This window comes from Neisseria sp. 27098_8_158, from assembly GCF_041433145.1.
In the GTDB taxonomy this organism is placed as follows: Bacteria; Pseudomonadota; Gammaproteobacteria; order Burkholderiales; family Neisseriaceae; genus Neisseria; species Neisseria subflava_E.
The window spans coordinates 82,927-109,536 of sequence record NZ_JAPWAZ010000003.1 but is presented as its reverse complement, the minus strand read 5'-3'; the positions used below and the strand labels follow the sequence as shown (position 1 = coordinate 109,536).

The 26,610-nt window shown below is 51.0% G+C and carries 27 protein-coding genes and 1 other RNA gene; 19 read left to right on the top strand and 9 right to left on the bottom strand.

All coding sequences use genetic code 11. The features are described from left to right. Window positions 1–18 precede the first annotated feature (18 nt). The 11 genes from O3681_RS08825 to murU all read left to right on the top strand — a co-directional run bounded on the left by O3681_RS08825 (window position 19) and on the right by murU (window position 7,891). Entirely contained in the window at window positions 19–2,178 is a 2,160-nt protein-coding gene (locus tag O3681_RS08825) for a polysaccharide biosynthesis tyrosine autokinase (protein ID WP_107724021.1), read from the top strand. 135 nt (window positions 2,179–2,313) lie between these two features. Further along, entirely contained in the window at window positions 2,314–3,303 is a 990-nt protein-coding gene (locus O3681_RS08820) for an NAD(P)H-dependent glycerol-3-phosphate dehydrogenase (protein WP_293199084.1), read from the top strand. A 74-nt stretch (window positions 3,304–3,377) separates the two neighbouring features. Beyond that, entirely contained in the window at window positions 3,378–3,701 is a 324-nt protein-coding gene (locus O3681_RS08815) for a hypothetical protein (RefSeq protein ID WP_036494022.1), read from the top strand. 11 nt (window positions 3,702–3,712) lie between these two features. Then, complete coding sequence (locus tag O3681_RS08810; RefSeq protein ID WP_003681511.1) at window positions 3,713–4,015, top strand: cell division protein ZapA; 303 nt, start codon at window positions 3,713–3,715, stop codon at window positions 4,013–4,015. Between the two features lie 8 nt (window positions 4,016–4,023). Then, window positions 4,024–4,204: non-coding RNA, 6S RNA (gene ssrS, locus O3681_RS08805), on the top strand. Between the two features lie 179 nt (window positions 4,205–4,383). After that, window positions 4,384–4,815 carry a 50S ribosomal protein L13 gene (gene rplM / locus O3681_RS08800; protein WP_003684605.1) on the top strand — a complete coding sequence of 144 codons (432 nt, stop codon included), beginning with the start codon at window positions 4,384–4,386 and terminating at the stop codon, window positions 4,813–4,815. Between the two features lie 12 nt (window positions 4,816–4,827). Then, window positions 4,828–5,220, top strand: a complete 393-nt coding sequence (gene rpsI, locus O3681_RS08795) for a 30S ribosomal protein S9 (protein ID WP_003681515.1) — start codon at window positions 4,828–4,830, stop codon at window positions 5,218–5,220. Window positions 5,221–5,310: 90 nt separating this feature from the next. Next, window positions 5,311–5,820 (top strand): protein disulfide oxidoreductase, encoded by a 510-nt coding sequence (locus O3681_RS08790; RefSeq protein ID WP_371459773.1) that lies wholly within the window; start codon window positions 5,311–5,313, stop codon window positions 5,818–5,820. Window positions 5,821–6,159: 339 nt separating this feature from the next. Beyond that, on the top strand, window positions 6,160–6,597 hold the full coding sequence (gene hpaR, locus O3681_RS08785) for a homoprotocatechuate degradation operon regulator HpaR (RefSeq protein WP_003681518.1): 438 nt from the start codon (window positions 6,160–6,162) through the stop codon (window positions 6,595–6,597). A 10-nt stretch (window positions 6,598–6,607) separates the two neighbouring features. Further along, window positions 6,608–7,108 (top strand): 4-hydroxyphenylacetate 3-monooxygenase, reductase component, encoded by a 501-nt coding sequence (gene hpaC, locus O3681_RS08780; protein WP_371459772.1) that lies wholly within the window; start codon window positions 6,608–6,610, stop codon window positions 7,106–7,108. Between the two features lie 87 nt (window positions 7,109–7,195). Further along, entirely contained in the window at window positions 7,196–7,891 is a 696-nt protein-coding gene (gene murU / locus O3681_RS08775; RefSeq protein ID WP_371459771.1) for an N-acetylmuramate alpha-1-phosphate uridylyltransferase MurU, read from the top strand. A 93-nt stretch (window positions 7,892–7,984) separates the two neighbouring features. Here murU and rarD read toward each other — a convergent pair whose 3' ends face one another. From rarD to O3681_RS08750, 5 genes are all read right to left on the bottom strand, one after another. Then, window positions 7,985–8,887, bottom strand: a complete 903-nt coding sequence (gene rarD, locus O3681_RS08770; protein ID WP_371459770.1) for an EamA family transporter RarD — start codon at window positions 8,885–8,887, stop codon at window positions 7,985–7,987. Between the two features lie 176 nt (window positions 8,888–9,063). Continuing rightward, window positions 9,064–10,134, bottom strand: coding sequence for a tRNA (adenosine(37)-N6)-threonylcarbamoyltransferase complex transferase subunit TsaD (tsaD, locus tag O3681_RS08765; protein ID WP_371459769.1), 1,071 nt, complete (start codon window positions 10,132–10,134; stop codon window positions 9,064–9,066). 99 nt (window positions 10,135–10,233) lie between these two features. Then, on the bottom strand, window positions 10,234–11,421 hold the full coding sequence (gene ccsB, locus O3681_RS08760; RefSeq protein WP_371459768.1) for a c-type cytochrome biogenesis protein CcsB: 1,188 nt from the start codon (window positions 11,419–11,421) through the stop codon (window positions 10,234–10,236). After that, window positions 11,414–13,366, bottom strand: a complete 1,953-nt coding sequence (locus O3681_RS08755; RefSeq protein WP_371459876.1) for a cytochrome c biogenesis protein ResB — start codon at window positions 13,364–13,366, stop codon at window positions 11,414–11,416. The genes ccsB and O3681_RS08755 overlap by 8 nt, the downstream gene beginning before the upstream one ends. Window positions 13,367–13,633: 267 nt before the next feature. Beyond that, entirely contained in the window at window positions 13,634–14,257 is a 624-nt protein-coding gene (locus tag O3681_RS08750; RefSeq protein WP_049322625.1) for a cytochrome c, read from the bottom strand. Window positions 14,258–14,472: 215 nt separating this feature from the next. Here O3681_RS08750 and yihA point away from each other — a divergent pair, with 215 nt between their 5' ends. After that, window positions 14,473–15,114, top strand: coding sequence for a ribosome biogenesis GTP-binding protein YihA/YsxC (yihA, locus tag O3681_RS08745; RefSeq protein ID WP_371459767.1), 642 nt, complete (start codon window positions 14,473–14,475; stop codon window positions 15,112–15,114). 215 nt (window positions 15,115–15,329) lie between these two features. On the opposite strand, the gene O3681_RS08740 is transcribed toward yihA, so the two are convergent. Further along, a complete protein-coding gene (locus O3681_RS08740) occupies window positions 15,330–15,548 on the bottom strand; it encodes a hypothetical protein (protein ID WP_371459766.1) in 219 nt (72 codons plus the stop codon). Further along, window positions 15,526–15,759, bottom strand: a complete 234-nt coding sequence (locus O3681_RS08735; RefSeq protein WP_002221492.1) for an RNA-binding S4 domain-containing protein — start codon at window positions 15,757–15,759, stop codon at window positions 15,526–15,528. Before O3681_RS08735 ends, O3681_RS08740 begins: the two co-directional genes overlap by 23 nt. A gap of 165 nt (window positions 15,760–15,924) precedes the next feature. On the opposite strand from O3681_RS08735, the gene dnaE reads away from it, so the two are divergent. Further along, window positions 15,925–19,359: a DNA polymerase III subunit alpha gene (gene dnaE / locus O3681_RS08730; RefSeq protein ID WP_371459765.1), complete on the top strand. Its 3,435-nt coding sequence runs from the start codon at window positions 15,925–15,927 to the stop codon at window positions 19,357–19,359. Between the two features lie 240 nt (window positions 19,360–19,599). Here the strand turns inward: dnaE and O3681_RS08725 are convergent, their stop codons facing one another. Continuing rightward, the gene (locus O3681_RS08725; RefSeq protein WP_063068286.1) at window positions 19,600–19,935 is read right to left on the bottom strand and encodes a hypothetical protein; all 336 of its coding nucleotides are present in this window, start codon (window positions 19,933–19,935) and stop codon (window positions 19,600–19,602) included. Window positions 19,936–20,225: 290 nt separating this feature from the next. On the opposite strand from O3681_RS08725, the gene O3681_RS08720 reads away from it, so the two are divergent. The 4 genes from O3681_RS08720 to O3681_RS08705 all read left to right on the top strand — a co-directional run bounded on the left by O3681_RS08720 (window position 20,226) and on the right by O3681_RS08705 (window position 24,701). Continuing rightward, entirely contained in the window at window positions 20,226–20,720 is a 495-nt protein-coding gene (locus tag O3681_RS08720) for a restriction endonuclease (protein ID WP_371459764.1), read from the top strand. Window positions 20,721–20,741: 21 nt separating this feature from the next. Further along, the gene (locus tag O3681_RS08715) at window positions 20,742–21,605 is read left to right on the top strand and encodes a mechanosensitive ion channel family protein (protein WP_004520900.1); all 864 of its coding nucleotides are present in this window, start codon (window positions 20,742–20,744) and stop codon (window positions 21,603–21,605) included. A 71-nt stretch (window positions 21,606–21,676) separates the two neighbouring features. Further along, entirely contained in the window at window positions 21,677–22,543 is an 867-nt protein-coding gene (locus tag O3681_RS08710; RefSeq protein ID WP_107724009.1) for a hypothetical protein, read from the top strand. Window positions 22,544–22,664: 121 nt separating this feature from the next. Next, window positions 22,665–24,701, top strand: coding sequence for a M3 family metallopeptidase (locus O3681_RS08705; protein ID WP_371459763.1), 2,037 nt, complete (start codon window positions 22,665–22,667; stop codon window positions 24,699–24,701). A 356-nt stretch (window positions 24,702–25,057) separates the two neighbouring features. Here O3681_RS08705 and O3681_RS08700 read toward each other — a convergent pair whose 3' ends face one another. Continuing rightward, window positions 25,058–25,321 (bottom strand): hypothetical protein, encoded by a 264-nt coding sequence (locus O3681_RS08700; protein WP_371459762.1) that lies wholly within the window; start codon window positions 25,319–25,321, stop codon window positions 25,058–25,060. A gap of 234 nt (window positions 25,322–25,555) precedes the next feature. Between O3681_RS08700 and O3681_RS08695 the strand changes: the two genes are divergently transcribed. Together O3681_RS08695 and O3681_RS08690 are read left to right on the top strand one after the other, a co-directional pair. Then, complete coding sequence (locus tag O3681_RS08695; RefSeq protein WP_004520906.1) at window positions 25,556–25,975, top strand: CopD family protein; 420 nt, start codon at window positions 25,556–25,558, stop codon at window positions 25,973–25,975. Window positions 25,976–26,013: 38 nt separating this feature from the next. After that, the gene (locus O3681_RS08690; RefSeq protein ID WP_371459761.1) at window positions 26,014–26,484 is read left to right on the top strand and encodes a CYTH domain-containing protein; all 471 of its coding nucleotides are present in this window, start codon (window positions 26,014–26,016) and stop codon (window positions 26,482–26,484) included. Window positions 26,485–26,610: the final 126 nt, after the last annotated feature.

Here is a 26,610-nt window from a genome sequence, read left to right as displayed (position 1 = left end):
TGAACAAGAAAGCAAGCAATGAAAAAAACGACCTACACACCTTACAGCGCAGACAACGACGAAATCGACTTCGGCCAACAGCTGCGAGTAATTTGGACAAATAAATACAAAATCCTCGCCGCCCTGCTTGCAGGCGGTATTCTTGGCGCAGCCTTCAGCCTGGCATCCACTCCGCAATACCGTGCCGACGCCATGCTGGAAATTGAAACGCGACAAAACCAAATCCTGACTGAAATCAACAGCATCTTCAACAACCAAACCACGCCGTCTGAAGCAGAAGTCGAGTTGGTTCAATCACGCCTGGTGCTGGGTAAAACCGTTGACGACCTTCAGCTTGACCAAGAAGTCAAAGCCAAATACACACCCGTTATCGGCAGCCTGATGCACAACATCAGCGGCGACCCCGATCCCAAACTGACCGTCGGCAGCTTTACCGTACAAGACGAATGGTTCAACAAAACCTTCACGCTGACCGCCAAGAGCAACAAAGCCTATACCCTTACCCTGCCTGACAAACGCGTTGTCGAAGGTAAGGTCGGAGTGCCTCTGAAAATCAACAATCAAACCACCCTCAAAATCGATCAAATCCTGGCCAACCCGGGTCAAGAATTTGCGTTAACCAAGTTCTCCCGCATCAGCGCCATCGAAAACATCCAAAACAAACTGGCGGTCATCAGCAAAGGTAAAACCAGCCCCATCATCAACCTTACCTTTACCGGCACCGACCCTAAACGTACCAGCGTCATCCTCAACAGCATTGCCGACAACTACGTTGCGCAAAATCGCGAACGCGACGTCCAAGTTGCATCCAGCGGATTGGCTTTCATCAGCGAAGAATTGCCACGCTTGAAAGAAACCTTGCAAGATGCTGAAAACAAACTCAATGCCTACCGCCAACAATCAGGTTCCCTCGACATCCCGCTCGAGTCCAAAGGCGCATTGGAAAGCCTGACCGGCATCGAAACCCAAATTACCCTGCTCAAAACCGAAGAAGCAGGTTTGGCCGAGTTGTACACGCCGGAACACCCTTCCTATAAAGCCGTATTGGACAAACTCTCCGTTCTCGAGCGCGCTAAAAACAAAATCAACCAACAAATCGCCGAGTTGCCGAACACCCAACAAGAAGTTATCCGCCTGACCCGTGACGTAGAAACCAACCAAGCAACCTACGTCCAACTGTTGAGCAAACAACAAGAACTCAACATCATGAAAGCCAGTGCGCAAGGTAATGTCCGCATCGTCGATTATGCCTATGTCCCTGAAAACCCCGTTGCACCGCGCAAAACCGTCATCACGCTCCTGAGCGCACTTGCCGCAGGCTCATTGACCGCTTTGTGGCTGATGATTCGCAACCGCATGAAAAACGGCATTACTTCATCTGAAGAAATCGAAAACCTCAATTTGGAAGTCGTCGCTCTTGTTCCGCACTCCAAAACCCAGCAAAAACGCGACTTCTTCAAAAGCAAATTCAAGAAAACCGGCGGCCGTTCCAACTATCTGCTGGCCAGCGAAGACCGTGCCGACACGGCAGTCGAAGCCATCCGCGCCCTGCGCACCAATATCTACTTTTCCATGCTGGACGCGCCTAACAACGTCCTCATGATTACCGGTGCCTCGCCTGAGGCAGGCAAGTCCTTTATCTCCGCCAACCTCGCCGCCGTAATGGCGCAATCGGGCAAACGCGTCCTGCTTATCGATACCGATATGCGCAAAGGCTACCTCGACCGACTCTTCGGCCTTACCCCCGAGTTCGGCTTGTCTGACATCCTAAGCGGCAAAGCGGCTCCGGCCAAAGCTGTACAAGAGACCGGCATTGAAAACCTCCACCTCATCAGCAGCGGCAGCTATCCTAGCAATCCGTCCGAGCTTTTGATGGACAACCGTTTCAACGAATTGCTCGCCCACGCGCGCCAACGCTACGATTACGTCATCTTGGACACGCCGCCCGTATTGGCCGTGACCGACGCCGTCATCATCGGCCAACATGCAGGCACCGTCCTGATGATCAGCCGTTATGCGCACACGCGTGCACGAGAGCTTGAGGCCAGCGTCGAACGCCTCAAACAAAACCACATCAACATCAAAGGTGTCGTCCTCAACGGCATGAAGCGCGAAGCCAACAACAGCTACGACTACTACGCCTACGATGCCTACCATTCCGGTAACAATAAATCATAAACCGAAGCAGGCCGTCTGAACTTTCAGACGGCCTAAGGCTTTTTAAACGGCACAAAAAATTTTTCACAAACGCCGCCCTTGCACCCCAAAGCCGTTTGTTTTAAAGTAAGCCCCGTTCCCATATGGAAGAGAAACATGAAAATTACCGTCATCGGCGCAGGTTCGTGGGGTACAGCTCTCGCGTTGCACTTTGCGCACCACAACAATGAAGTTGCCCTTTGGACACGCAATCCCGACCAAATCCGCACCCTGCAAGCAGATCGCGAAAACAAACGCGGCCTGCCCGGCTTCCCTTTCCCTGAGCCCCTGACCGTTCACGCCGATTTGGGCGAAGCGCTGAAAGACAGCCAACTTGCCCTGATCGTCACCTCCGTAGCCGGACTCAGAAGCAGCGCCGAGCTGCTCAAACAGCATAACGCCGCCGATATTCCCGTTCTCGCCGCCTGCAAAGGTTTTGAACAAGATACCGGTCTTCTGACTTTCCAAGTACTGAAAGAAGTCCTGCCTAACAATAAAAAAATCGGCGTTCTCTCAGGTCCGAGCTTTGCCCAAGAACTTGCAGCCCAACTGCCTTGCGCCGTCGTGCTTGCTTCCGAAAACAAAGACTGGGTGGAGGAAACCACTGCCCAACTGAACACCAACGTAATGCGTCTGTACGGCAGCACCGACGTCATCGGTGTTGCAGTGGGCGGTGCCGTTAAAAACGTCATGGCAATTGCCACCGGCCTTTCAGACGGCCTCGAATACGGCCTCAACGCACGCGCAGCCTTAGTGACACGCGGCCTTGCCGAAATCACCCGCCTTGCCATCGCCATGGGCGCACAACCCAAAACCATGATGGGTTTGGCAGGCATCGGCGACCTTATCCTGACCTGTACCGGCGCACTCTCACGCAACCGCCGCGTCGGCCTCGGCCTCGCAGAAGGCAAAGAGTTGCATCAAGTGCTTGTTGAAATCGGCCACGTTTCCGAAGGCGTCAGCACCATTGAAGAAGTCTTCAACACCGCCGCCAAATACCAAATCGATATGCCCATCACTCAAACCCTGCTGCAACTCATCCGCAAAGAAATGACCCCGCAGCAAGTTGTTGAACGACTGATGGAACGAAGCGCGCGCTTCGAATAAACGGTCGCGCCGTCTGCCATTCAGACGGCCTGACGCACAATATGACGGCCATAAGGCCGTCTGAAGGGAAACACATGAACCAATCACTGAACAATCTGGAAATCAACGTTTACCAACTTGTCCAAAAATTTGAAACGCTGGTTTCAGAAAACCGCCGTCTCAACGAAGAAATCGACAGACTCAAACTCGAGCAAGAGCAACAAAAACGCCAACACGATGCGGCCATTGACGAACTCAGCGAAGCCTTGCTGGTTCAAGTCGGCAAACTCAAAGAAGACCTGCAAAGCAAAATTGACAACCTGACTGCCGAAAAAGAAAACTACCGCAACGCGCTGGCCCAAAGTGCAGACCAAATCCGCAGCCTCATTGCCCGATTGCCCCAAGAAACACAACAATAAAAGGACGCCCCGTGAGTATCGAACAAGTCAATCTCGACATCATGAATGTCAACTTCACCATCAACACGCCGAGTGAAGAAAAAGCCACCCTTCTGCAAGCCGTTGAAATGCTCAACAAGAAAAGCGATGCGATTAAAGAAAGCGGCCGCATCGTCGGCACAGACAAAATTGTCGTCATGGCAGCCCTCAACGTCGTACACGACCTCTTGAAAACCACTCTCAACGACGATTTGGCAATCGGTGAATTTGAGCGTAAAATAACCGACATGAACAACGCGTGCCAAAAAGCACTGGCGCGCTTGGAACAAAACTGATTTTCCCCTTTTCCCTGCGGTGTTCGCGAAGGCATATATTCCTTTGAACCAATACGTTCGCTTTAGGTTACCGGGAGCTGTAGTGGGCGCGAGCGTCCGTTTATCGGACGCACCCGAAACTACCCGAGGTGACCGCCTTGTCAGCAAGGTTCAAGCGGATTCAGCCTAAACGGCACTCGTGGGGATTCCCTAAAAAAAGCCATGCCGACAGGTGTGGCTTTTCCCTTTCCAAGTAAAGACTTTCGTAAAGATTTCCGGCCGTCTGAAAAAACCGCATATTCATGCATCAAACACACTCAATTAAGATTGACAAAAGCCAATCTCCTCTTTAAAATCCATAACTTTCTATATATATCTGGATTCCAACCATGAAAACCTTCTCTGCAAAACCCCACGAGGTGAAGCGCGAATGGTTCGTCATTGACGCAGAAGACAAAGTTCTGGGTCGTGTCGCAGCCGAAGTCGCACACCGTCTGCGCGGCAAACACAAACCCGAATACACCCCTCACGTTGATACCGGCGATTACATCATCGTCATCAACGCAGACAAACTGCGCGTGACCGGTGCTAAATTCGAAGACAAAAAATACTTCCGTCACTCTGGTTTCCCAGGCGGCATCTACGAGCGTACCTTCCGCGAAATGCAAGAGCAATTCCCAGGCCGCGCTTTGGAACAAGCCGTAAAAGGCATGTTACCTAAAGGTCCTCTGGGCTACGCCATGATCAAAAAACTGAAAGTGTACGCTGGCGCCGAACACGGCCACGCTGCACAACAACCTAAAGTTTTGGAACTGAAATAATAAGGACACGACATGAACGGTAAATACTACTACGGCACAGGCCGCCGCAAAAGTTCAGTGGCTCGTGTATTCTTGACTAAAGGTACCGGCCAAATCATCGTAAACGGCCGCCCCGTTGACGAATTCTTCGCACGTGAAACCAGCCGCATGGTTGTACGTCAACCTCTGGTTCTGACTGAAAATGCCGAATCTTTCGACATCAAAGTTAACGTAACCGGTGGTGGCGAAACCGGTCAATCCGGCGCCATCCGTCACGGCATCACCCGCGCCCTGATCGACTTCGATGCAGCCCTGAAACCAGCCCTGTCTCAAGCAGGCTTCGTTACTCGTGATGCTCGTGAAGTTGAACGTAAAAAACCAGGTTTGCGCAAAGCACGTCGCGCAAAACAATTCTCCAAACGTTAATACGTTTTCAGAATCGAATCAAAAGCCTTGCTCTGCAAGGCTTTTTTCATTTATCAAACAATCATTCAATCTTTTTTCATGGCACAATACATGACGAAAACCCTGCTCCACTACGCCAAATCATTGCTTCAGGCCGTGATTATTTTCATTTTGCTCTCCTTGATTGTCGACTGGGTACGCAAACCCGACCAACCCTTACAATCAGCAGCGCAAACCCTCACTCTAACCAATGGCCAAACCACTTCCCTCCAATCCTTCAGCCAGAACCGTGTTGCTGTTGTTTACTTTTGGGGTAGCTGGTGTCGTATTTGCTCATACACATCATCAACCATAGAAAAGCTGCACCAAGACAATATCCCAACACTGGGCGTAGCCTTGCGCTCCGGAAGCGACGCGGACATTGCCCACCATATGCAACAAAACAATCTATCCTTTCCAAACTTCAATGATTCAGACGACCTGATGGCTCAAAAATGGAATATAGCCGTCACACCGACCATTATCATATTAAAAGATGGCAAAATGATTCATCACACATCCGGAATTTCCAGTTATATCGGCTTAAAAATCAGAATTTACTTGGCAAATATCTTCAGCTAAATTCATTGAAAATCCACTAAAAATAGAAAATTTAAAGAATAATTTCACCTGAATATATTCAACCAATTCCACTTCATAAATAAATAAACTATCTCTTTCCCAATAACATATGATTTTGTTGAGATTATAAAGAAAATAGACTAAGATATAACCATAAGAACAATTGGAAACATTATTATCAAAACAAACTGTTAGAGATCTTCATCTAATATTGTGGCAGTGATGCTTTTGTTCCCATGACCCGGCTGCCGACGGCAGCCTTAAAACAGCAATATTCGCCTTTATCAATCTACCTCACGCTTCAACGGTTTGATTTTTGATAACACCGGAGACTTAGTAATGCCCAACCAATCTAAACATGCATCTATCAATATCGGTCTGATTCAGGCACGGGAAGCATTGATGACCCAATTCCGCCCTATTCTGAACCAAGCCAATATTACTGACCAGCAATGGCGTATCATCCGGCTCTTAGCGGAAAACGGCACACTCGACTTTCAAGATTTGGCCAATCAGGCCTGCATCCTTCGCCCCAGCCTGACCGGCATTCTGACCCGCCTGGAAAAAGCAGGTTTGGCCGTTCGTCTGAAGCCTTCCAACGACCAACGCCGTGTTTACCTGAAACTGACGCCCGAAGGTGAGAAACTCTATGAATCCACCGGCGCATTGGTTGACGAACGCTACGATGCGATTGAAAAAGTTTTGTCCAAAGAAAAAATGGCACAACTCAAAGAACTCTTGGCAGAGCTGGCAAAAATCGAACAGGCATTAAAATAAAGAAAGCCGGATGACAGACTCAACACACACACTCAAGAGACCATTTCGAGATGCCATGGCCTCCTGTGCCGCCGGCGTACACGTCATCACGACAGACGGCAAAGCGGGACGCTATGGCATTACCATGACTGCCGTAACTGCCGTTACCGACGAGCCGCCGACGGTCATGCTGTGCATCAACCGCCAATCCGCCATCATTCCCATCCTGCAAGGCAACCGTGATTTGTGCATCAACACACTCAACGACAGCCAGCAGGATGTCGCCGAACACTTTGCCGGACTGACCGACCTCTCGCCCGAAGAACGCTTTGAATACCATATTTGGCATAGGGGGCAAACCGGACAGCTCGAAGTCGAAGGTGCGCTGGCGCACCTGCATGGCAGCATTGTCGATCAACGCGAAATCGGCACGCATTACGTCTTTTTCGTTCAGATCAACGAAATCCGCAATACCGACGCGCAAGCGCCGGCATTGCTGTATTTCCGTAGGCAATTCAAATCTTTGGCATAAATAAAGGTCTCAGGCCGTCTGAAACATCGGTTTCATTTTTTCAGACGGCCTGAGACTTTTTCTGTTTCACACATTATAGGCACACCCATGAAAGCAATGATATTGGCCGCCGGTCGCGGCGAACGCATGCGCCCGCTGACCGACCACACGCCCAAACCCTTACTCGAAGTAGCAGGCACGCCGCTTATCGGCTGGCACTTGCGCCGCCTGCAGCAGGCCGGCTTTACTGAAATCGTCATCAACCATGCCTGGCTTGGCCAGCAAATCGAAGACACCTTGAAAGACGGTTCAGCCTACGGCGTACACATTGCCTATTCTCCCGAGCGTGCCGGAGGCCTGGAAACTGCCGGAGGCATTGCCACCGCCCTGCCGCTTTTGGGCAACGAGCCGTTTTTGGTCGTCAATGGCGACGTGTTGACCGACATTGATTTCCAAGCTGCACAACTGGCTGCCCAGCGCATGCAGGAACACAACCTTCTCGCCCATTTGTGGCTGGTGGACAATCCACCCCATCATCCCGAAGGCGACTTCGGCCTGCTTTCAGACAGCCTGGTATCCGCATCATCCTCAGACGGCCAGGCCCTGACTTTCAGCGGCGTGGGCGTTTATCATCCCGCGCTTTTCAAAGATACCCCGGCGCACCAGGCTGCCAAACTTGCCCCGCTGTTGCGTCAGGCCATGAGCCAAAGCCAAATCAGCGGCGAACACCACACCGGCCTTTGGTTGGACGTCGGCACCGTCGAACGCCTGCAAGAAGCCGACTGTATCGTCCAAAGTTGGTAAAACAAAAGAGGCGTATCCGATACATCCCTTTCAATATCAAAGGCCGTCTGAAAATATTGGTCAACCCATTTTTCAGACGGCCTCAATCTATCATCAAGCTTTAGCCAATTTCTTTTCTTTCTTCATTCCCAACAAGCCATTGACAATCATCACGCACAATCCCGACCAAATCAATCCGTAGCCGATCAATGCGCCTTTTTGCACCGGCTCGCCCAGCCATACAATCGACACGATAAAGAGCAATACAGGTTCCAAATAGCTCAACATGCCGAACACTGCAACCGGCAGTAACTGATTCGCCTTCAAATTCAACTGCATGGATATTGCACTATTAAAACCCAGCAACACAATAAAAAAGATTAAAACCGGTTTGGCCGCAATCATCGCCGGCGTATCCGTTGCCAGCACAATATACGCCAACGCAAACGGCGTAATCATCATTAAATCAAAGGTCAGACCGATTAAAGAAGGCACGCCCAGTTTTCGACGCAGCAGATAATAAAACGGATAAGTACCGAACACCCATACAGTCGTCCACGAAAACGCGCCCGACCGCACCAATTCACATGCCACGCCTGCACACGCCAAGATTACCGCCACCCTCTGCAACCGGTTCAAACGCTCTTTAAACCAAATCCGTCCGCCCAGCATCATTGCCAAAGGAAACAGGAAATAACCCATAGCAATGTTTACCCCTTCCCCATTGACCGGCCCCCAGACAAACAGCCACAACTGGCTGGCAAATATCGGCGTCGGCAATACAATCAGCAGCCATCGTTTCCAATCCCGGCCGACGCCATAAGCAAAACGCGTTGCCGCCTGCCAACCGTTGACCATCGTCATCAGAACGCACAAAGCCGACAGCATGGCGACCATGCGCCAGGCAAACACCTCCGTCCCCGTCATCGGCCGCATCCACATACCGTACAGAAACAGCATGGAAAACAACAAATTGGACGCTATCGCAGCCAGCAAACCTTTGGATAAATTCGTCATTTCAGACGGCCTTTTGCAATCAATCAAAGTTAATATTGTAGAAAAAACGGATGAAAAAATTACTCATCTTTTTGAATGAAGTTTTACCGCAAACATCCGTTTCATTAAAGGCCATCTGAAAACCCTGTCTTCAGGTTTTCAGATGGCCTTTCATTGCATCGAAGCAGTCTAATGCATCAACCTTGCTTCACAATATCCGACAGCGGCCAGCGCGGTTTGACATTGAATGCGCCGACAGCCTGACGCTCGGCAAGACGCATCGCACCGGCAAAGGCAATCATTGCACCGTTGTCGGTACAGTATGCCATCAGTGGGAAATAAACATTGATTTTTTCTTCCTGCGGTTTGGGTTTGCCTTTTTCAGACGGCATTTTAACGGTTAAGCGTGAGAATTTATCACGCAGTTTCCAGTTTGCACCCACACCGCCGGCAACCACCAAAGTTCTGAAGCCGGTATCCAACAACGCTTTTTTGGCTTTGGCCGCCAATACGTCAACCACCGCATCTTGGAAAGCGCGGCAAATGTCGTTGCGCGTCTGTTCGGGAATTTCATCGTTGCCAGTTTCGGCACGGACTTTTTCGACAGCGGTCAAAACGGCTGTTTTCAAACCGGAAAAGCTCATCTGCAAATCGTGCGAATGGAGCATGGGGCGTGGGAATGTGAAGGCATCAGGCGTGCCGAGTTTGGCCAACTCGGATAATTTGGCACCGCCGGGATAAGGCAAACCCAACAGCTTGGCCGTTTTATCAAACGCCTCGCCTGCCGCATCATCCACGCTTTCACCCAGCAAGGTGTAATCGCCGATACCGCGTACAGCCATAAATTGCGTATGTCCGCCCGACACCAGCAAAGCGACAAATGGAAATTCAGGCTTATCATCTGCCAACAAAGGCGAGAGCAAATGGCCTTCAAGATGGTGAACGGGGATAACGGGCTTGCCGATGGCAAATGCCAACGCATTGGCGAAGCCTGAACCGGCCAGCAATGCACCTCCCAAACCCGGGCCTTGCGTAAAGGCAACTGCGTCAATATCGGCATAGCCTACGCCTGCTTCCTTCAAGCAACCTTGCGTCAACGGCACGACACGGCGGATATGGTCGCGGCTGGCCAATTCGGGGACAACGCCGCCGTATTCGGCGTGCATCGCCATTTGTGTATGCAAATGATGCGCCAACAGGCCGCGCTCGGTATCGTAGAGCGCAACGCCGGTTTCGTCGCAAGATGATTCAATTCCTAATACCAACATGGTTTGAGGCCGTCTGAAAAAATGATTAAAAACGATTCAGACGGCGTTTTCTCCGAAAACGGAAAAAGGCCGTCTGAAATAAAGTGCGGGATAAGCTGCTTACAAAGTGCCGTAAGAATGCAGGCCGCTCAAGAACATATTCACGCCGATAAAGGCAAAGGCGGTAATGACCAGGCCGATGACCGCCCACCAAGCCAACACCCTGCCGCGCCAGCCTGCCACCAGCCGCAAATGCAACCAGATAGCGTAATTCAGCCAAACGATGAATGCCCAAGTTTCTTTCGGGTCCCAGCTCCAATAGCGACCCCACGCAGAGGCTGCCCACAATGCGCCGAGAATGGTGGCAATCGTGAAGAACAAGAAACCGACGGCAATCGCTTTGTACATGACTTCTTCAATGACTTGCGAGTGCGGCAGCCATGATTTTTTGCCTGCATCTTCTTTTCTGAGCGCTAGCAGTTCGGCAATACCCAGCATGGCGGCGATACAGAATGCACCGTAGCCGATAAAGTTGGCCGGAACATGGATTTTCATCCACCAAGACTGCAAAGCCGGAATCAGCGGCTGAATGGCATGAGCCTCGCGTGAAACGCTGTACCATAAGACAAATCCGACCACAATTGCCATAAAGCTGAAGACGAAGCCACCCAGTTTTTGTACGGCAAAACGGCCTTCGTAATAGAGGTACATCAGCGCCGTAATGACCAAGAACAAGATGAATACTTCGTAAAGGTTGGAGACCGGAATATGGCCGGCATCGGGACGCAGCAGATAGCTTTCATGCCAGCGCACCAGCAAACCGACAAAGCCCGCCATCGCGGAGACCCACGCAAACACGGTACCCATGCCCAAAAGCGTATTGGACGGCACATTTTTGCGCACCGCCGCTATCGCGCCGACGATATAAGCAAACAAGGCAAAGAACACAAACGCGCATTGCCACATAATCGCCGACTGGCTGCTTAACAGGTATTTGAGCAAGAAGCCGTCTGCACGTTTGATATCGCCGCCATACAAATCAACGGCAAAATACGCCAGGCACACACCCACAGGGATAAACCAGCGCATCGGTTTGAAAAACCAACCCAGAAAAACGGCAATACCGGCACTCGCCCACAAAATCACCATTTCGTAGATGTCCATGTGCAGACCGGCTTGGGTTTGGGCAATAAACGCACCGATGGCAATCAGCAGTGCGAATGCCCAGTCGAAGAGGTTGAGGTTTCGGATAAATGATTTGTGTGTCAGAAGCTCATGCTCGGGCAAGGCCTGATGTTTGTTATTCATGGTTCAAATCCTTGGCAAGCTGCTGCAATTGCCGTGTGTGTTGCGGAAATTCTTTCTGCAAGTCGCGTTCGTTGCGGCTGGAAGACATGGCAAAACGGATACGGCCGTCTGAAAACAGCAGCCAAGCACGTTTTTCACGGATATAGAACATAAATACCGTGCCCAACACCAGCAATACCGAACCCAAATACACCAAGAATTCCCCCGGCGAACGGGTCATCTGCAATCCGGAAGAGCGCACTTCGGAATAGCCGTCCAATTGCAGCAACATCGGCGCAGGATACTCGGTCAAACCGGTGTACGCGTCCATTGCATGCAGCAGGAAGCGGTTGCGCTTTTCGTCTTGCGGCCAAGCCGGCAGGTTGTATGTACTGATCGTGTCTTCCAAAGCGGCGTTCATCACGCCATAGAGCATCTCGTAGAAATAGCCCTGCATTTTTTCCTGCTGATCTTTGGGAATGTTGGTGGTAACAAATTCGTCCAAAGCCAAATAGCCGCCTTTGGCAAAAATCGACAAGGTGTTTTCCGCCGCCGCCATGAATTGTTCACGGATTTCGGCAGGCGCGCCTTTGACGGCGTTGGCAACGGTTTTACGGCGTGCCGCGTCGTCTTTCAAATATTGGCGCAAAGCCATAAAGGTATCGATTTGGCCGTTTTTATCCATCGGAATGCGCAACCAGCGGTATTGCTGCGCCAAGCCGCTGCGTGTGCCGGTAATGAAGAAATAGTCTTCATCTTGTTTTACCGGCAACATATAGTTTTTATATTCGACCGCCTGCCCTGCTTTGTCGCGGATGCGGTAAACGATAGATGGGCCGATATTGGTGTATTTTTTGCCTTCTTGACGGACGGAGCGAACATCATTGATGGCGGATTTCAGGTTTTGCTCTTTTTCAGACGGCTCGCTCATGTCTTCGACGTTCATCGAAGTAAACTGGTCAAATTCCAGCTTATAAGAAGCCTTGCCCAAATCCAGCGGAAACTCGCGCATAGAAGTTGCTTTGAGTTTGACCGGAGTACGATCGGCATCAGCCAGATTCCACGCTTTAAACGTCAAATCAGAGCCGCCGTCGGCGAAACTTGCCTGATAAACCGTAATACCGTGCAGCGTCAAAGGATGGTTGACGCGGATGGTGTGTTCGCTGACTTTGCCGGTTGCCTTGTCCGTAACTTCCAAGTCGCTGGCGAAATCGCGCGGCATACCGGTATCGTAAAAATCAATATGGAATTTCTTCAATTTGACCGAAAACGGCAAGTCTTGCACGAGCATGCCGTTATCCGCATTCAGAAATACCACGTCCGCGCTCTGACCTTCCGAAATATTGACATTGCCCCTAAACGACAAATTAGACGTACCCAACACGCTTTCGGGCTTAAAGTCTTTGGCGTAAACCGCCGTATTGTCCGGCACGACCCGGCCGGTAAGCATACCGATTTTCAGCAGAATATTGCTGTCTATCAAACCGCCCAAACAAATCACAATCAGCGCGGCATGGGCAAAGATATAGCCCCATTTGTTCATCGCACCTTTTTTCGCCGCCACCAAAACCGAACCGTCTTCACGCGTAACGGTTTTACAGCCGTAGCCCTGCACTTCCAAATACCGTTGTGCGACTTCGGGCGTCACCTGTCCGTCTAAAACGATGGAATGGCGCATTGCCGCCAGCGATTTTTCCTTCGCGTTTTCACGGAAGGAACGAATCTCGCGCAAAAACGGCGGAACATTGCGAATCAAGCACAATCCGGTGGAAACCACCAAAAACATCATGATGACAACGAACCACGCCGAGGCGTACACGTCGTACAGACCCAAAAAGCCGAAAATCTGCGACCAAAACGGGCCGAATTTCACCAAATAATCGACTTGCGGCTGGTTTTGCTGCAAGACCGTACCGATAATCGAAGCCACGCCCAACAGGCTGAGCAGGGCAACGGCAAAACGCATGGAGCTGAAAAAGGCAAACCACGGTCTACGGATGAGTGGGACGGATGATGAAGATTTACTCATATCTCAAATGTCGGCTTGGGGCAACCCGATTGATGGAACGGACTGCTATGACGTGTGATGCGAAAGGAAGAATACTGCATATTGCAGTAAAAATCTTGCCGTCGCTATTTGAAAAAAACAATCAGGCTTATCGGCCTATATTGGCTAAGGCCGTCTGAAGGGTTTTCAGACGGCCTGTATCAATAAGCTCGTTTCAAAACGAAATTAGTGCAAACCTTGGATGAAGTTGGCTACTGCATTCAACTCTTCTTCGCTCAGGCGGTTGGCAATATCGGCCATGATGGCGTTTTTGCGTTGGCCGGATTGGTAAGCTTTCATTTGCTCAACAACGTAAGCTTTGTGTTGGCCGCCCAGACGAGGATAGGCTTGGATTTCAGTACCGCCGCCAGGGATACCTGCGCCGCTAGGACCGTGGCAAGACATACATGCCGGCAGTTTTTTAGCGCTCAGGCCGCCGCGATAGATTTTCGCGCCCAGCTCTGGGTTTTCTTTAGGATTGGCTTCGCCCGGTTTGCCTTGTTGTTTGGCGTAGTAGGCGGCAGCGTCGCGGATGTCTTGTTCGGACAAGTTCATCACCATCGGTTTCATCACGCCGGCAGCACCGTGGGTACGGGTACCGTCTTTGATGGCCATGGTTTGACCGTAGGTGTAGGCCGCAAACTGACCTGCCAGTTTAGGATAAGTTGCGATACCGCTGTTACCATCGGCTGCGTGACACGCCGCACAGATAGTAGTCGCTACCTGTTTGCCTTTTTCAGCATCTGCTTTAGGGGCAGCGGAAACCGCACCGGCAGCCAATACCAAGGCCAATAAAGTCAATCGTTTCATGGAGTGCTCCTGATTACAGCATTGCGTACCGCGTCAATGCCTTTTTTATACTCAAATACCGGGGAATTTTCCCGATTAAAACCGATAATTCTATAAACGTGCTATTCTATACCAAGTTTACATTAAATTACTACTCAAATTACCAAACTGCTGCAACATAAATGCCCGATACAAATTATGATGTTGCAGTTTTGTTTCCATGCAAGGAAATACTGATGAACCTTTTTCAAAACGCCAAATTCTTTACAACGGTCAACCATTTGAAAGACCTGCCCGACACGCCGGCCGAGATTGCCTTTGTTGGCCGAAGCAATGCCGGCAAATCTAGCGCCATCAATACTTTAACTAATCATGTGCGCCTTGCCTATGTTTCCAAAACACCGGGCCGCACCCAACACATCAATTTCTTTGAACTGGAAAACGGCAATTTCATGGTCGATTTGCCCGGCTACGGCTACGCGCAAGTACCGGAGGCCATCCGTGCGCACTGGGTCAAACTCTTGGGCGACTACCTGCAACAACGCCGCCAATTGATCGGCCTGATTTTGATTATGGACTCGCGCCATCCGCTCAAAGCTTTAGACATTCAAATGCTGGACTTTTTCCACATCACCGGTCGTCCTGTGCATATCCTGCTGTCAAAAGCAGACAAGCTGTCTAAAAACGACCAGATTAAAACTTTAGCGACGGTAAAAAAATCACTCAAGCCCTACACCGAGCGTCAAAAAATCAGCGTTCAACTGTTCTCCAGCCTGAAAAAACAAGGCATGGACGAAGTCAATCAAGTGGTCGGCTTATGGTTTGACGCGCATCGCGAAGAAATCGAAAATCTTGCAGGCGAAACATCGCCTGAGTGATTGTAAAACAAGGCGGAATAAGATAAGTTGACCAACCGCAAATCTTATTCCGTCATTTGTTTTTCGATAATGCCGTTTTCTATCTTACTTTCAAAGGGTATGTATCCACATGCCCTTTTTTATTGCGTTTTTTTTATTTTCTTATCGCAAACTAAAAACAACGACGTATCAGTGAAAATTCTTAAAAAGCATGGTGTTATTCAACTAAACCTTTTTCAGACGGCCTTTGCCTCATCTTCGCCATCCGTCCAACCTGCTTCTTTCAATTTTCGCTGTTGCGCATCATATCGGGCTTTTTCCGCCCAATACATTGTCTGAATACAGGCATCGCCGCACTCGCTGCCGCAACATTCCCACGACTCGGGGCGGACGGGTTCGCCTAACAACGGCTCGCCCAAGATGGCTTCGGCTTTATTCTTCAGGGTCGTATCCATCGGCAATTTCCAAGCGTGCACCGTCAAACTCAATCACTTCGCCGCCGCGTATTTTGGCGGTTTTACGGGTTTCAGTTTCGCCGTTACGCAACACCAGCCCTTCGGCGATAAACGCTTTTGCCTGTCCGCCGCTTTCGGCAAGGCCGGCCAATTTCAATAAATCGCACAACGCGATGTATTCGTTGTCTTCAAGATAGACAGTTGCTTCCATCATTTAATCCTTTTCAATAAGGGCGATATTTTAACATGGCCGTCAGAAAGAAAGCCCCCTTCTGTTTTATTTGCTTTATCCAACCCCATTACATTTGGTTTTCAGACGGCCTTTAGCTGCCAACCCTGCTACAATACGCCTTTTATTGTTCACGCCGATTTTGCCATGACCGAGCCGACCTACATCCCCCTGCGCCTGCATACTGAGTTTTCGATTACCGACGGTATGGTGCGGATTAAAAAACTGATTGCCAAAGCGCAGGAATACGGTTTGCCTGCTTTGGGCATCAGCGATTTGATGAACGAGTTCGGTTTGGTGAAATTCTATAAAGCCTGCCGCGGTGCAGGGATTAAGCCCATCGGCGCGGCGGACGTGTGGATAGGTAATCCGAATGCGCCCGACAAGCCGTTTCGCGCCATGCTGATTATCCGCGACGATGCGGGTTATCTGCGCTTGAGCGAGCTTTTGACGGAGGCTTATGTCGGCAAAGACCGCAATATCCATCATGCGGAACTCAATCCCGAATGGCTGGAAAACGGCGACAACAGCGGCTTGATTTGTTTGAGCGGCGCGCATTACGGCGAAGTGGGCGTGAATCTCTTAAACGGCAATGAAGACGCGGCACGTGCGGCGGCGTTGAAATATGCGGCATGGTTTCCCGATGCGTTTTATTTAGAGCTGCAACGCCTGCCCGAACGCCCCGAATGGGAGGCTTGCGTTTCCGGCAGCGTGAAGCTGGCGGAGGAGTTGGGTTTACCGGTGGTAGCAACGCATCCGACACAGTTTATGAACCGCGACGATTTCAACGCACACGAGGCGCGGGTGTGCATCGCGGGCGGCTGGGTATTGACAGACAAAAAACGTCCGCGCAATTTCACGCCGAGCCAGTTTTTCATTCCGCCGGAAACGATGGCCGAACGTTTCGCCGATTTACCCGAAGCCTTGGAAAACACGGTGGAAATCGCCAAACGCTGCAATCTGCACATCACATTGGGCAAAAACTTCCTGCCGCTCTTCCCTACTCCGGACGGCCTGTCGCTGGATGATTATTTGGTGAAACTGTCCAACGAAGGCTTGCAGGAACGCATGGTTCAGCTTTATCCCGACGAGGCGGAGCGTGCGGCAAAAATGCCGGAATATCAGGAGCGGCTGGATTTTGAGTTGAACATCATTATCCAGATGAAATTCCCCGGCTATTTCCTTATCGTACAAGACTTTATCAACTGGGCGAAAACGCACGGCTGTCCGGTAGGGCCGGGTCGTGGTTCGGGCGCTGGCTCGCTGGTGGCGTATTCGCTGAAGATTACCGACCTCGATCCGCTCAAATACGCGCTGCTGTTCGAACGTTTCTTGAACCCTGAACGCGTCTCCATGCCTGACTTTGACGTGGACTTCTGTCAGGCAAACCGCGGCCGCGTGATTGAATATGTGCGCGAGAAATACGGCGCGGAAGCGGTCAGCCAGATTGTTACCTTCGGCACGATGTCGTCCAAAGCGGTCATCCGCGACGTGGGGCGTGTGCTGGAACTGCCGTTTATGCTGTGCGACAAACTGTCCAAGCTGATTCCGTTGGAAGCCAACAAACCTCTGAGTTTGGAAAAAGCCATGGAGGCCGAGCCGCAAATTCAGGAACTGATTGAAGCGGAAGAAGCGGACGAACTGATTACGCTGGCGAAAAAGCTGGAAGACCTGACGCGCGGTTTGGGTATGCACGCAGGCGGCGTGTTGATTGCGCCGGGCAAGATTTCCGATTACAGCCCCGTGTATCAGGCGGACGAATCCGCCTCGCCCGTATCCATGTACGACAAGGGCGACGTGGAAGACGTGGGTTTGGTGAAGTTCGACTTTTTAGGTCTGCGCAACCTGACCATTATCGAAATGGCGCAGAACAACATCAAAAACACCACCGGCGATATCGTCGATGTCGGCAAGATTCCGCTTGACGACCAGGCCGCCTACCAAATCTTCCGCGATGCGAACACCACCGCCGTGTTCCAGTTCGAGTCGACCGGCATGAAAAAAATGCTGAAAACGGCGCACACCACCAAGTTTGAAGAACTCATCGCCTTCGTATCACTCTACCGTCCCGGCCCGATGGACAACATCCCTGACTTCGTCGCGCGCATGAAGGGCCAGGAATTCCAATACATCCACCCGCTGCTCGAAGGTATCCTCGCGCCGACCTACGGCATTATGGTGTATCAGGAACAAGTGATGCAGGCGGCGCAGATTATCGGTGGCTACTCACTCGGTGGTGCGGACTTGCTGCGCCGCGCCATGGGTAAGAAAAAGCCCGAAGAAATGGTGAAACACCGCGAAATCTTCGCCGAAGGCGCGGCAAAACAAGGCATTTCGCGCGAAAAATCCGACGAAATCTTCAACTACATGGAAAAATTCGCCGGCTACGGTTTCAACAAATCCCACGCCGCCGCCTACGCCCTGATTTCCTACCAGACCGCATGGCTCAAAGCGCACTATCCCGCCGAATTTATGGCGGCGACCATGTCGTCTGAATTGGACAATACCGACCAGCTCAAGCATTTCTACGACGACTGCCGCGCCAACGGCATCGAGTTCCTGCCGCCCGACATCAACGAATCCGACTACCGCTTCACGCCGTATCCGAACATGAAAATCCGCTACGCACTCGGCGCGATTAAAGGCACGGGTGAAGCAGCCGTCGAATCCATCATCGCCGCGCGGCAAAGCGGCGGCAAGTTTACCGGCCTCTTGGACTTCTGCGAGCGCGTTGGCAAAGAACACATGAACCGCCGCACCCTCGAAGCCCTGATACGCGGCGGCGCGTTCGACAGCATCGAACCCAACCGCGCCATGCTCTTGGCAAACATCGACCTTGCCATGAACAACGCCGACCAAAAAGCCGCCAACGCCAACCAGGGCGGGCTTTTCGACATGATGGAAGACGCCATCGAACCGGTGCAGCTCATCGACGCACCCATGTGGAGCGAGTCGGAAAAACTCGCCGAAGAAAAAACCGTCATCGGCTTCTACCTCTCCGGCCACCCGTTCGGCCCGTATGCCCAAGAAGTCCGCCAAATCGCCCCGACCAAATTAGGCCGTCTGAAACCGCAAGACAGCGTACGCCTCGCCGGATTCGTCACTGCCGTGCGCACCATGATGGGCAAACGCGGCAAAATCGCCTTTGTCAGCCTCGAAGATTTGAGCGGGCAGATTGAAATCATGGTCAGCGGCCAGACGCTGGAAAACTGCGCCGACTACCTCAAATCCGACCAAGTGCTGATTATCGAATCCAAAGTCAGCCGTGACGACTACGGCGGCGGCGATGGGCTGCGCATCATGGCCAACCAAGTCATGACCCTGCAAATGGCGCGCGAACGCTACGCCCGCAGCCTCAGCCTCGCCCTCGCCCCCGGTCACGACATCGCACGCCTCGCCGCCATCCTCACCGCCCACCGCCTGCCCGACACGTCGCACATCCCACTGCAACTGTCGTACAGCAACTGCAAAGCATCAGGCAAATTGAAAATTGCACCAAAATGGATGGTAACGCCAAGCACCGCCTTGTTTGACGAACTGGAAACATTGCTAGGTAGCAGGGCCGTCCGCGTGAATTGGTAACACTAAAGGCCGTCTGAAACTACACGTTCAGACGGCCTTTAATTTAAAAAGCGCTTTAAAAACATAAATCAAATACGGATTGAGGCTTTCAGACGACCTTATTGTATAGAGAGATTATCTGAAAAGTTTATTGCAAGAGACTTTGGCTAATAGGAAAAGATAGCCCACAAAAAAAGGGGGTGAAAATACACCCCCTTTTTCTATAGAAGCCCCATATCAAAGGCCGTCTGAAAAACAGTTTTATTTAACGATTTCAACCGGGCCATGGTCGTCGCAGTGGTCGCCGTGTTGGTGATGCAGACGGCCGTTGACGATGTAGTCGACGTGATCGCCGTGCGGTACAGCTTCGTGGCCGCAACCTTCGCCGTGAATGTGGCCGTGGCAGGTGTCAACCGGATGGCAGCCGTCAGGGTTGGTTTCATTGACACTCAGAGCATGCTCGTCGTAGTGGCCGTTGTGCTCATGGTGCAGGTGGCCGTCGTGCAGATAATCGACGTGGCCTTCGTGTTTGATGGCAGTGTGGCCGCAGTTTGCGCCGTGAACGTGGTCATGATGTTCGTGGGTTTTGCAGGTCATTTTTTCTCTCCTAATGTTCAGTGAATAGCAATCTTTCGCGATTGATTCTTTCATTTTATCTTTTTTTTGATACAAACGTAAAAAATTTTACAGTTATTAATATATTGTTACGATATATCATCTGTTGATATATAAGCCTATTTTATTTTTCAGACGGCCTTTCATCTATAATTCATTTATTTTCAGCGAGAACTTCAAACCCTTCCGGCAATGTAAAATATCGAATTTTTCAGCCGTAACAGGTAACATGGAAACAAAGGGATGGGTTCTTCAAACAAACAGGTACTGCAATGGGAAAACAAGCCAGACTTTATATGGTTCGCAGCACGCAAGGTGCGCTTTATGATGTATTTTTTGAACGCGGTGTGGCGGCATTGGCCTGGCCCATGCTGGCCGAAGCGGCGGCCAAGGGTTTTGGCCGTGAGGAACTGACGGATATTTACCGTTCGGCCGTGCCGAATGTGAAGTTGAGAACAGCGCAATCGGGTGCGGCTCAGATGTGGCGGTTTGTCAACGAGTTGGCCGATGGAGATGCCGTATTGACCTACTCGCCTACCCTGCGCCGTTATCGGGTTGGCAGGATTACAGGCGGAGCGGTGCATTGTCCGCAATGGGACGATGAAAAAATGTCGCTGGTGCGGCCGGTTGAGTGGCTGGGCGAAGTGTGCCGTGATGATTTGAGTGCGGCTACGCAACGGGCTTTGGGCAGCGTGGCAACTTTGTTTGCGGTATCGGAAGCGTGTGCGGCAGAAATTTTTGAACGCGTGGGTTTTCAGACGGCCTAAGAAGGGAAAGGAAACAGGATTATGTGGAACACCATGCATGAATGGCTGAACGCTTTGCCTGTCAGTGAAGAAATCATTAAATCGGCATTGATGTCGGTATTGATGATTGTGGCCGTCATTGCCGGGCGCAGCATTTTGCTCTCGGCGCATTTTCGCAGCCATCCGGATTTGAGCATTGAAAACAAACGCCGCTCGCTGGTGTTCAGCCGCAACGTGACCATGTTGCTGATCCTGCTCGGGCTGGCGATGATTTGGGCGGCGCAGATTCAAACGTTGGCATTGTCGATGTTTGCAGTGGCCGCAGCGATTGTGGTGGCGACCAAAGAATTGATTATGTGTTTGTCCGGCAGCATCCTGCGCTCGGTAACCAAACAATATTCCATCGGCGACTACATCGAAATCAACGGCCTGCGCGGACGGGTGGTCGATATCAATATGCTGAACACGCTGATGATGCAAATCGGCCCTAATCCGTTGATCGGCCAACTTTCCGGCAAAACGCTCTCGTTTCCCAACAGCCTGCTTTTGAGCCATACCGTGCGCCGCGACAATATTTTGGGCAATTATGTGATTCATACGGTTGAAATCCCCGTGCCGATTCATTTGGATTCGGACGAAATCATAGGCCGTCTGAAAGCCGTTCTTGAGCCGTTGTGCGCGGCCTATGTTCCCGTTATCCAACAATATTTGGAAAACGTTCAAGCGCAAAAACTCTTTATTACCCCCGCCGCCCAGCCGCGCGTGTCCCGCGTGCCGCATGATGACAAGGTGTACCACATCATCGTACGCTTCGCCTCCCCCGTTTCCAAACGGCTGGAAATACAACAGGCCGTCTTAGACGAATTTTTGCGCACGCAATACCGACTGATCAACCAAACAAAATAGTACGGTTTGTTTATTGATACAATCAAATCCCTTACAATAATGAAGTTCACAATCAACAATAAGGAAAAGTCATGTTGCCCGAATCAGCCCTTGCCGAAATGTATCCCGTCATTATGACCCCCAGCCATGACGGCAAATATTTCCACAACTACACCCTCTCGCTTCTGAACATCGTCCACACCAACGCCTCCCTCGGCCTGCCGCTGCAAGTAATGATGCAGCGCGGCGAAAGCCTGATTACGCGCGCGCGCAACAACTGCGTGGCCAAATTTTTGGAAAACAAAGAATGGACGCATTTATTCTGGATTGACTCCGACATCGGCTTCTCTCCCGACTCATTCTACCGTCTGCTTTTGGCAGACAAAGACGTTGTAGCAGGCATTTATCCGCTCAAACGCGACAACTGGCCTGAAGAAGGCGTTCCGGCCGGCACGACCCAAGCCGACTTCGAGCGCATGTACACTTCTTATACCGTCAACACCAGCGAAAAAAATGAAAACGGTGAAATCGTATTGAAAGTCGATGAAGACGGTTTTATGAAAGTTCATGATGCGCCAACCGGCTTCATGGTTATCAAGCGCAGCGTATTTGAAAAAATGATGGCAGCCTACCCCGAGTTGAACTACATCTCCGACAGCGACTACAACAGAGAAGACAAAGGACTGCACTACCGCTTCTTCGACTGCATGGTCGATCCTGAAAGCAAACGCTATCTGTCCGAAGACTACACCTTCTGCCACCTCTGGCGTCAAATCGGCGGAGAAGTGTACGTCGACGTACAATCCAACCTGACCCACCAAGGCGCAAAAGTGTATCGCGGCTCGTTTGCCGAATCCCTGCAAACCAATGTTGCCAATGCAGTATTTGCCCCGAAAGGCACACCGATGCGCCTCGAGCTGGCTGCGCCATTGCACGCCAATCCGCGCGGCGCAGAATAAGATTGGCCGACAGGCGGGCGGAACACTTTAATTCTGCCTGTCTGCCACCATATAACGCCTATCGTTTTCTTTTCAGACGGCCAAAAGGCCGTCTGAATCCATCTTATTCAGGAGAAACCATATGAGCGACAACGTCCTGCTCCACTTGAGCGAAGAACCCCGTTTCGACCAAATCAAAACCGAAGATATCAAACCCGCCCTGCAAACCGCCATTGCCGAAGCGCGCGAACAAATCGCCGCCATCAAAGCGCAAACGCACACCAACTGGGCAAACACCGTCGAAAAACTGACCGACATTACCGAACGCGTCGGCCGCATTTGGAGCGTGGTTTCCCATCTCAACTCCGTCGTCGATACGCCCGAGCTGCGTGCCGTATACAACGAATTGATGCCTGAAATCACCATTTTCTTCACCGAAATCGGTCAAGACATCGAGTTGTACAACCGCTTCAAAATCATCAAAAATTCTGCCGAATTCGACACCCTCTCCCCAGCGCAGCAAACCAAGCTCAACCACGACTTGCGCGATTTCGTCCTCAGCGGTGCCGAATTGCCGCCCGAACAGCAGGCAGAACTGGCGCAACTGCAAACCGAAGGCGCGCAACTGGGTGCCAAATTCGCACAAAACGTCCAAGACGCGACCGACGCTTTCGGCATTTACTTTGACGATGCTGCGCCGCTTGCCGGCATCCCCGAAGACTCCATCGCCATGTTTGCCGCCGCCGCGCAAAGCGAAGGCAAAACAGGCTACAAAATCGGCCTGCAGATTCCGCACTACCTCGCCGTTATCCAATACGCCGACAACCGAGAACTGCGCGAACAAATCTACCGTGCCTACGTTACCCGTGCCAGCGAATTGTCTGACGAAGGTAAATTCGACAACACGGCCAACGTCGAACAAACGCTTGCAAACGCGCTGAAAACCGCCAAACTGCTCGGCTTCAAAAACTACGCCGAGCTGTCGCTGGCAACCAAAATGGCGGATACGCCCGAACAGGTTCTAAACTTCCTGCACGACCTTGCCCGCCGCGCCAAACCGTTTGCCGAAAAAGACTTTGCCGAAATCAAAGCCTTTGCACGGGAAACCCTGAATATCGAAGATCCGCAATCTTGGGATTTGAGCTACGCCGCCGAAAAACTGCGCCAAGCCAAATACGCCTTCAGCGAAACCGAAGTGAAAAAATACTTCCCTATCAGCAAAGTATTGGCAGGCCTGTTTGCCCAAATCAAAAAACTCTACGGCATCGAGCTGGCTGAAAAAACCGTCCCCGTTTGGCACAAAGACGTGCCCTATTTCGAGCTGAAACAAGACGGCCAAACCATCGGCGGCGTTTACATGGACTTGTACGCACGCGAAGGAAAACGCGGCGGCGCATGGATGGATGGCTACAAAAGCCGCCGCCGTTTCGCCGACGGTACGCTGCAACTGCCGACTGCTTACCTCGTCTGCAACTTCACCCCGCCGGTCGGCGACAAAGAAGCGCGTTTGAGCCACGACGAAATCATCACCCTCTTCCATGAAACCGGCCACGGCCTGCACCATTTGTTGACCCAAGTTGACGAAGTGGGCGTATCAGGCATCAACGGCGTCGAATGGGACGCGGTCGAGCTACCTAGCCAATTCATGGAAAACTTCGTTTGGGAATACGACGTATTGGCGCAAATGTCCTCGCACGAAGAAACCGGCGCGGCATTGCCGAAAGAGCTGTTCGACAAAATGCACGCTGCCAAAAACTTCCAACGCGGTATGTTCCTCGTCCGTCAAATGGAATTTGCCCTCTTCGACATGGAAATCTACCATCAGGAAGATGAAGGCCGTCTGAAAGAATGGCCGCAAATCTTGGACAAAGTGCGACAAGAAGTCGCCGTGACCCAACCACCGGCATACAACCGCTTTGCCTTGAGCTTCAGCCACATCTTCGCCGGCGGCTACTCCGCAGGCTATTACAGCTACGCATGGGCGGAAGTTTTGAGTGCAGACGCCTACGCCGCCTTTGAAGAGAGCGACGACGTTGCCGAAACCGGCCGCCGCTTCTGGAAAGAAATACTGGCCGTAGGCGGTTCGCGCAGCGCAGCAGAATCCTTCAAAGCCTTCCGCGGCCGCGAACCAAGCCTGGATGCCCTGCTCCGCCACAGCGGTTTCGACAACGCTGCTTGATTTGAAAATCCGCCGTTTTAATTGCTGATTCAACGCCAAAGGCCGTCTGAAATGTTTCAGACGGCCTTTTTATAATCAATTCAATATTTTCAGCAAAACAAATATAAAACCATTCAGCCGATAAAACCACCCAGCGCGGAACGCCGCAACGGTTGCCAAGCTCAATATTTTCCCAATGCGGACAAGCCGCCCATAAAAACAGGGCATGTTCCCATGCCCTATCATTTGAATTTCAGACGGCCTTTCGGTTGTCAAAACTTATTAGGAACAATGAGCAAGCACTGTCCCTAACAAGACTTCGAGAAAGACAGAAGTCCGCATATCAAACCCCTATCTCCCCCAGCCCAACACTAAAATTAGTTTTTGCCCTTTTTATCACCGGCATCCAAGCGCATATTGATAAATTCCATCATCAAATCTTTTTTCGTCCAGAAAAAGGTTTTCATTTTTTCCAAAGAATAGATTTTCCGAATCATCGCCGGCAATCCTGCATGAACGATGGCGGCAACCTCGCCATTGGTTGTTTCGTTGTCCATGGCGGCTTTGAGGTTTAGATTGCGCGTATTCAGGTAGTCGCAAAGCGCTTTTCTGACGCTGTTGCTAATTTCAAATTGTTTCATGTTTTCCGTCCATAATGTTTTTATAATTAATTAGCATAGGATTTTAACAAGTTTTTTGCATTGTGCATATCTCAACTTGCATATTGTTGCGGAATTTACAATTTGGCTTTTGGGTAAAATCATGCCTGCAACACATTGTTGCGGCGCACTAAATCGGATTGTTTTGACTATTTTGTTTTGGCTCGGGCCGTATTGCGGATAAAATAATGGTTTTAGGTTTTGGGGCCGTCTGAAATGTATTTGTGGTTTAAGCTGTTACACATATTTTTTGTGATTTCTTGGTTTGCCGGACTGTTTTATCTGCCGCGGATTTATGTGAATCTGGCGCAATTGGAACCCGGCAGCGTGGAATATGTACGGCTGACGGATATGTCGCGCAGGCTATACCGCTTTATGTCGCCTTTGGGCTGGGGAACGCTGATATTTGGCGCGGCCATCGGGTTTGTAAATAATTGGTGGGGCAACGGCTGGCTGGCGGTTAAATTATTGTGCGGCCTGCTGCTCTTGGCTTACCAGCTTTATTGCGGCCTGCTGCTGCGCCGTTTTCAAAACGGCAGCAATGTGTATTCGCACCGCTGGTATCGGGTATTCAACGAACTCCCCGTATTGATGATGGTGGCCGCGCTTTATATGGTGGTTTTCAAGCCGTTTTAATCTTCAGACGGCCTGTTTGGTAAATAAGGAAAGAATTCATGACGGTCGAAATCGAACGCCGCTTTTTGCTGGCGGATGACAGTTGGCGCAAAACGGCAGGCGAGCCGCTGGTGTTGCAACAGGGCTATTTGAGCGTGGAAAAAGAGCGCACCATCCGTGTGCGGATTATCGGTTCGCAAGCCTGGCTGACCCTGAAAGGCTATATTTCCGACATGACGCGCAGCGAATTTGAATACGAAATTCCGCTGGCGCACGCGCAAGCGATGATGGCGGATATGTGCCCGTTTAAAATGGAAAAATACCGCTATCGTGTCGAATTTGAAGGCTTTGTGTATGAAATCGACGAATATTTCGGTGACAATGCGCCCTTGATTGTGGCGGAAATCGAATTGCCGTCTGAAGATACCGAGTTTCCCAAACCGTCTTGGCTGGGCAAGGAAATCACGGCAGACGGAAAATTCACCAATGCGTATTTGAGCAAACATCCGTATTCGTCTTGGACGGAATAAGGGCGGCAACCACTCTACACACAAAAAAAGGCATGTATCGCACATGCCTTTTTTTCTTTTCAGACGGCCTGATTTGCTTTACCGATTTGCATCGAGCTGCTTTCGACACACCGTTTCAAATATCGG

Bases quoted from the DNA above. Each gene is read 5' to 3' on its own strand.
- O3681_RS08825 (WP_107724021.1), top strand. From the start codon at position 19: ATGAAAAAAACGACCTACACACCTTACAGCGCAGACAACGACGAAATC.
- O3681_RS08820 (WP_293199084.1), top strand. From the start codon at position 2,314: ATGAAAATTACCGTCATCGGCGCAGGTTCGTGGGGTACAGCTCTCGCG.
- O3681_RS08815 (WP_036494022.1), top strand. From the start codon at position 3,378: ATGAACCAATCACTGAACAATCTGGAAATCAACGTTTACCAACTTGTC.
- rplM (WP_003684605.1), top strand. From the start codon at position 4,384: ATGAAAACCTTCTCTGCAAAACCCCACGAGGTGAAGCGCGAATGGTTC.
- rpsI (WP_003681515.1), top strand. From the start codon at position 4,828: ATGAACGGTAAATACTACTACGGCACAGGCCGCCGCAAAAGTTCAGTG.
- O3681_RS08790 (WP_371459773.1), top strand. From the start codon at position 5,311: ATGACGAAAACCCTGCTCCACTACGCCAAATCATTGCTTCAGGCCGTG.
- hpaR (WP_003681518.1), top strand. From the start codon at position 6,160: ATGCCCAACCAATCTAAACATGCATCTATCAATATCGGTCTGATTCAG.
- hpaC (WP_371459772.1), top strand. From the start codon at position 6,608: ATGACAGACTCAACACACACACTCAAGAGACCATTTCGAGATGCCATG.
- murU (WP_371459771.1), top strand. From the start codon at position 7,196: ATGAAAGCAATGATATTGGCCGCCGGTCGCGGCGAACGCATGCGCCCG.
- rarD (WP_371459770.1), bottom strand. From the start codon at position 8,887: ATGACGAATTTATCCAAAGGTTTGCTGGCTGCGATAGCGTCCAATTTG.
- tsaD (WP_371459769.1), bottom strand. From the start codon at position 10,134: ATGTTGGTATTAGGAATTGAATCATCTTGCGACGAAACCGGCGTTGCG.
- ccsB (WP_371459768.1), bottom strand. From the start codon at position 11,421: ATGAATAACAAACATCAGGCCTTGCCCGAGCATGAGCTTCTGACACAC.
- O3681_RS08755 (WP_371459876.1), bottom strand. From the start codon at position 13,366: ATGCGTTTTGCCGTTGCCCTGCTCAGCCTGTTGGGCGTGGCTTCGATT.
- O3681_RS08750 (WP_049322625.1), bottom strand. From the start codon at position 14,257: ATGAAACGATTGACTTTATTGGCCTTGGTATTGGCTGCCGGTGCGGTT.
- yihA (WP_371459767.1), top strand. From the start codon at position 14,473: ATGAACCTTTTTCAAAACGCCAAATTCTTTACAACGGTCAACCATTTG.
- O3681_RS08740 (WP_371459766.1), bottom strand. From the start codon at position 15,548: ATGGATACGACCCTGAAGAATAAAGCCGAAGCCATCTTGGGCGAGCCG.
- O3681_RS08735 (WP_002221492.1), bottom strand. From the start codon at position 15,759: ATGGAAGCAACTGTCTATCTTGAAGACAACGAATACATCGCGTTGTGC.
- dnaE (WP_371459765.1), top strand. From the start codon at position 15,925: ATGACCGAGCCGACCTACATCCCCCTGCGCCTGCATACTGAGTTTTCG.
- O3681_RS08725 (WP_063068286.1), bottom strand. From the start codon at position 19,935: ATGACCTGCAAAACCCACGAACATCATGACCACGTTCACGGCGCAAAC.
- O3681_RS08720 (WP_371459764.1), top strand. From the start codon at position 20,226: ATGGGAAAACAAGCCAGACTTTATATGGTTCGCAGCACGCAAGGTGCG.
- O3681_RS08715 (WP_004520900.1), top strand. From the start codon at position 20,742: ATGTGGAACACCATGCATGAATGGCTGAACGCTTTGCCTGTCAGTGAA.
- O3681_RS08710 (WP_107724009.1), top strand. From the start codon at position 21,677: ATGTTGCCCGAATCAGCCCTTGCCGAAATGTATCCCGTCATTATGACC.
- O3681_RS08705 (WP_371459763.1), top strand. From the start codon at position 22,665: ATGAGCGACAACGTCCTGCTCCACTTGAGCGAAGAACCCCGTTTCGAC.
- O3681_RS08700 (WP_371459762.1), bottom strand. From the start codon at position 25,321: ATGAAACAATTTGAAATTAGCAACAGCGTCAGAAAAGCGCTTTGCGAC.
- O3681_RS08695 (WP_004520906.1), top strand. From the start codon at position 25,556: ATGTATTTGTGGTTTAAGCTGTTACACATATTTTTTGTGATTTCTTGG.
- O3681_RS08690 (WP_371459761.1), top strand. From the start codon at position 26,014: ATGACGGTCGAAATCGAACGCCGCTTTTTGCTGGCGGATGACAGTTGG.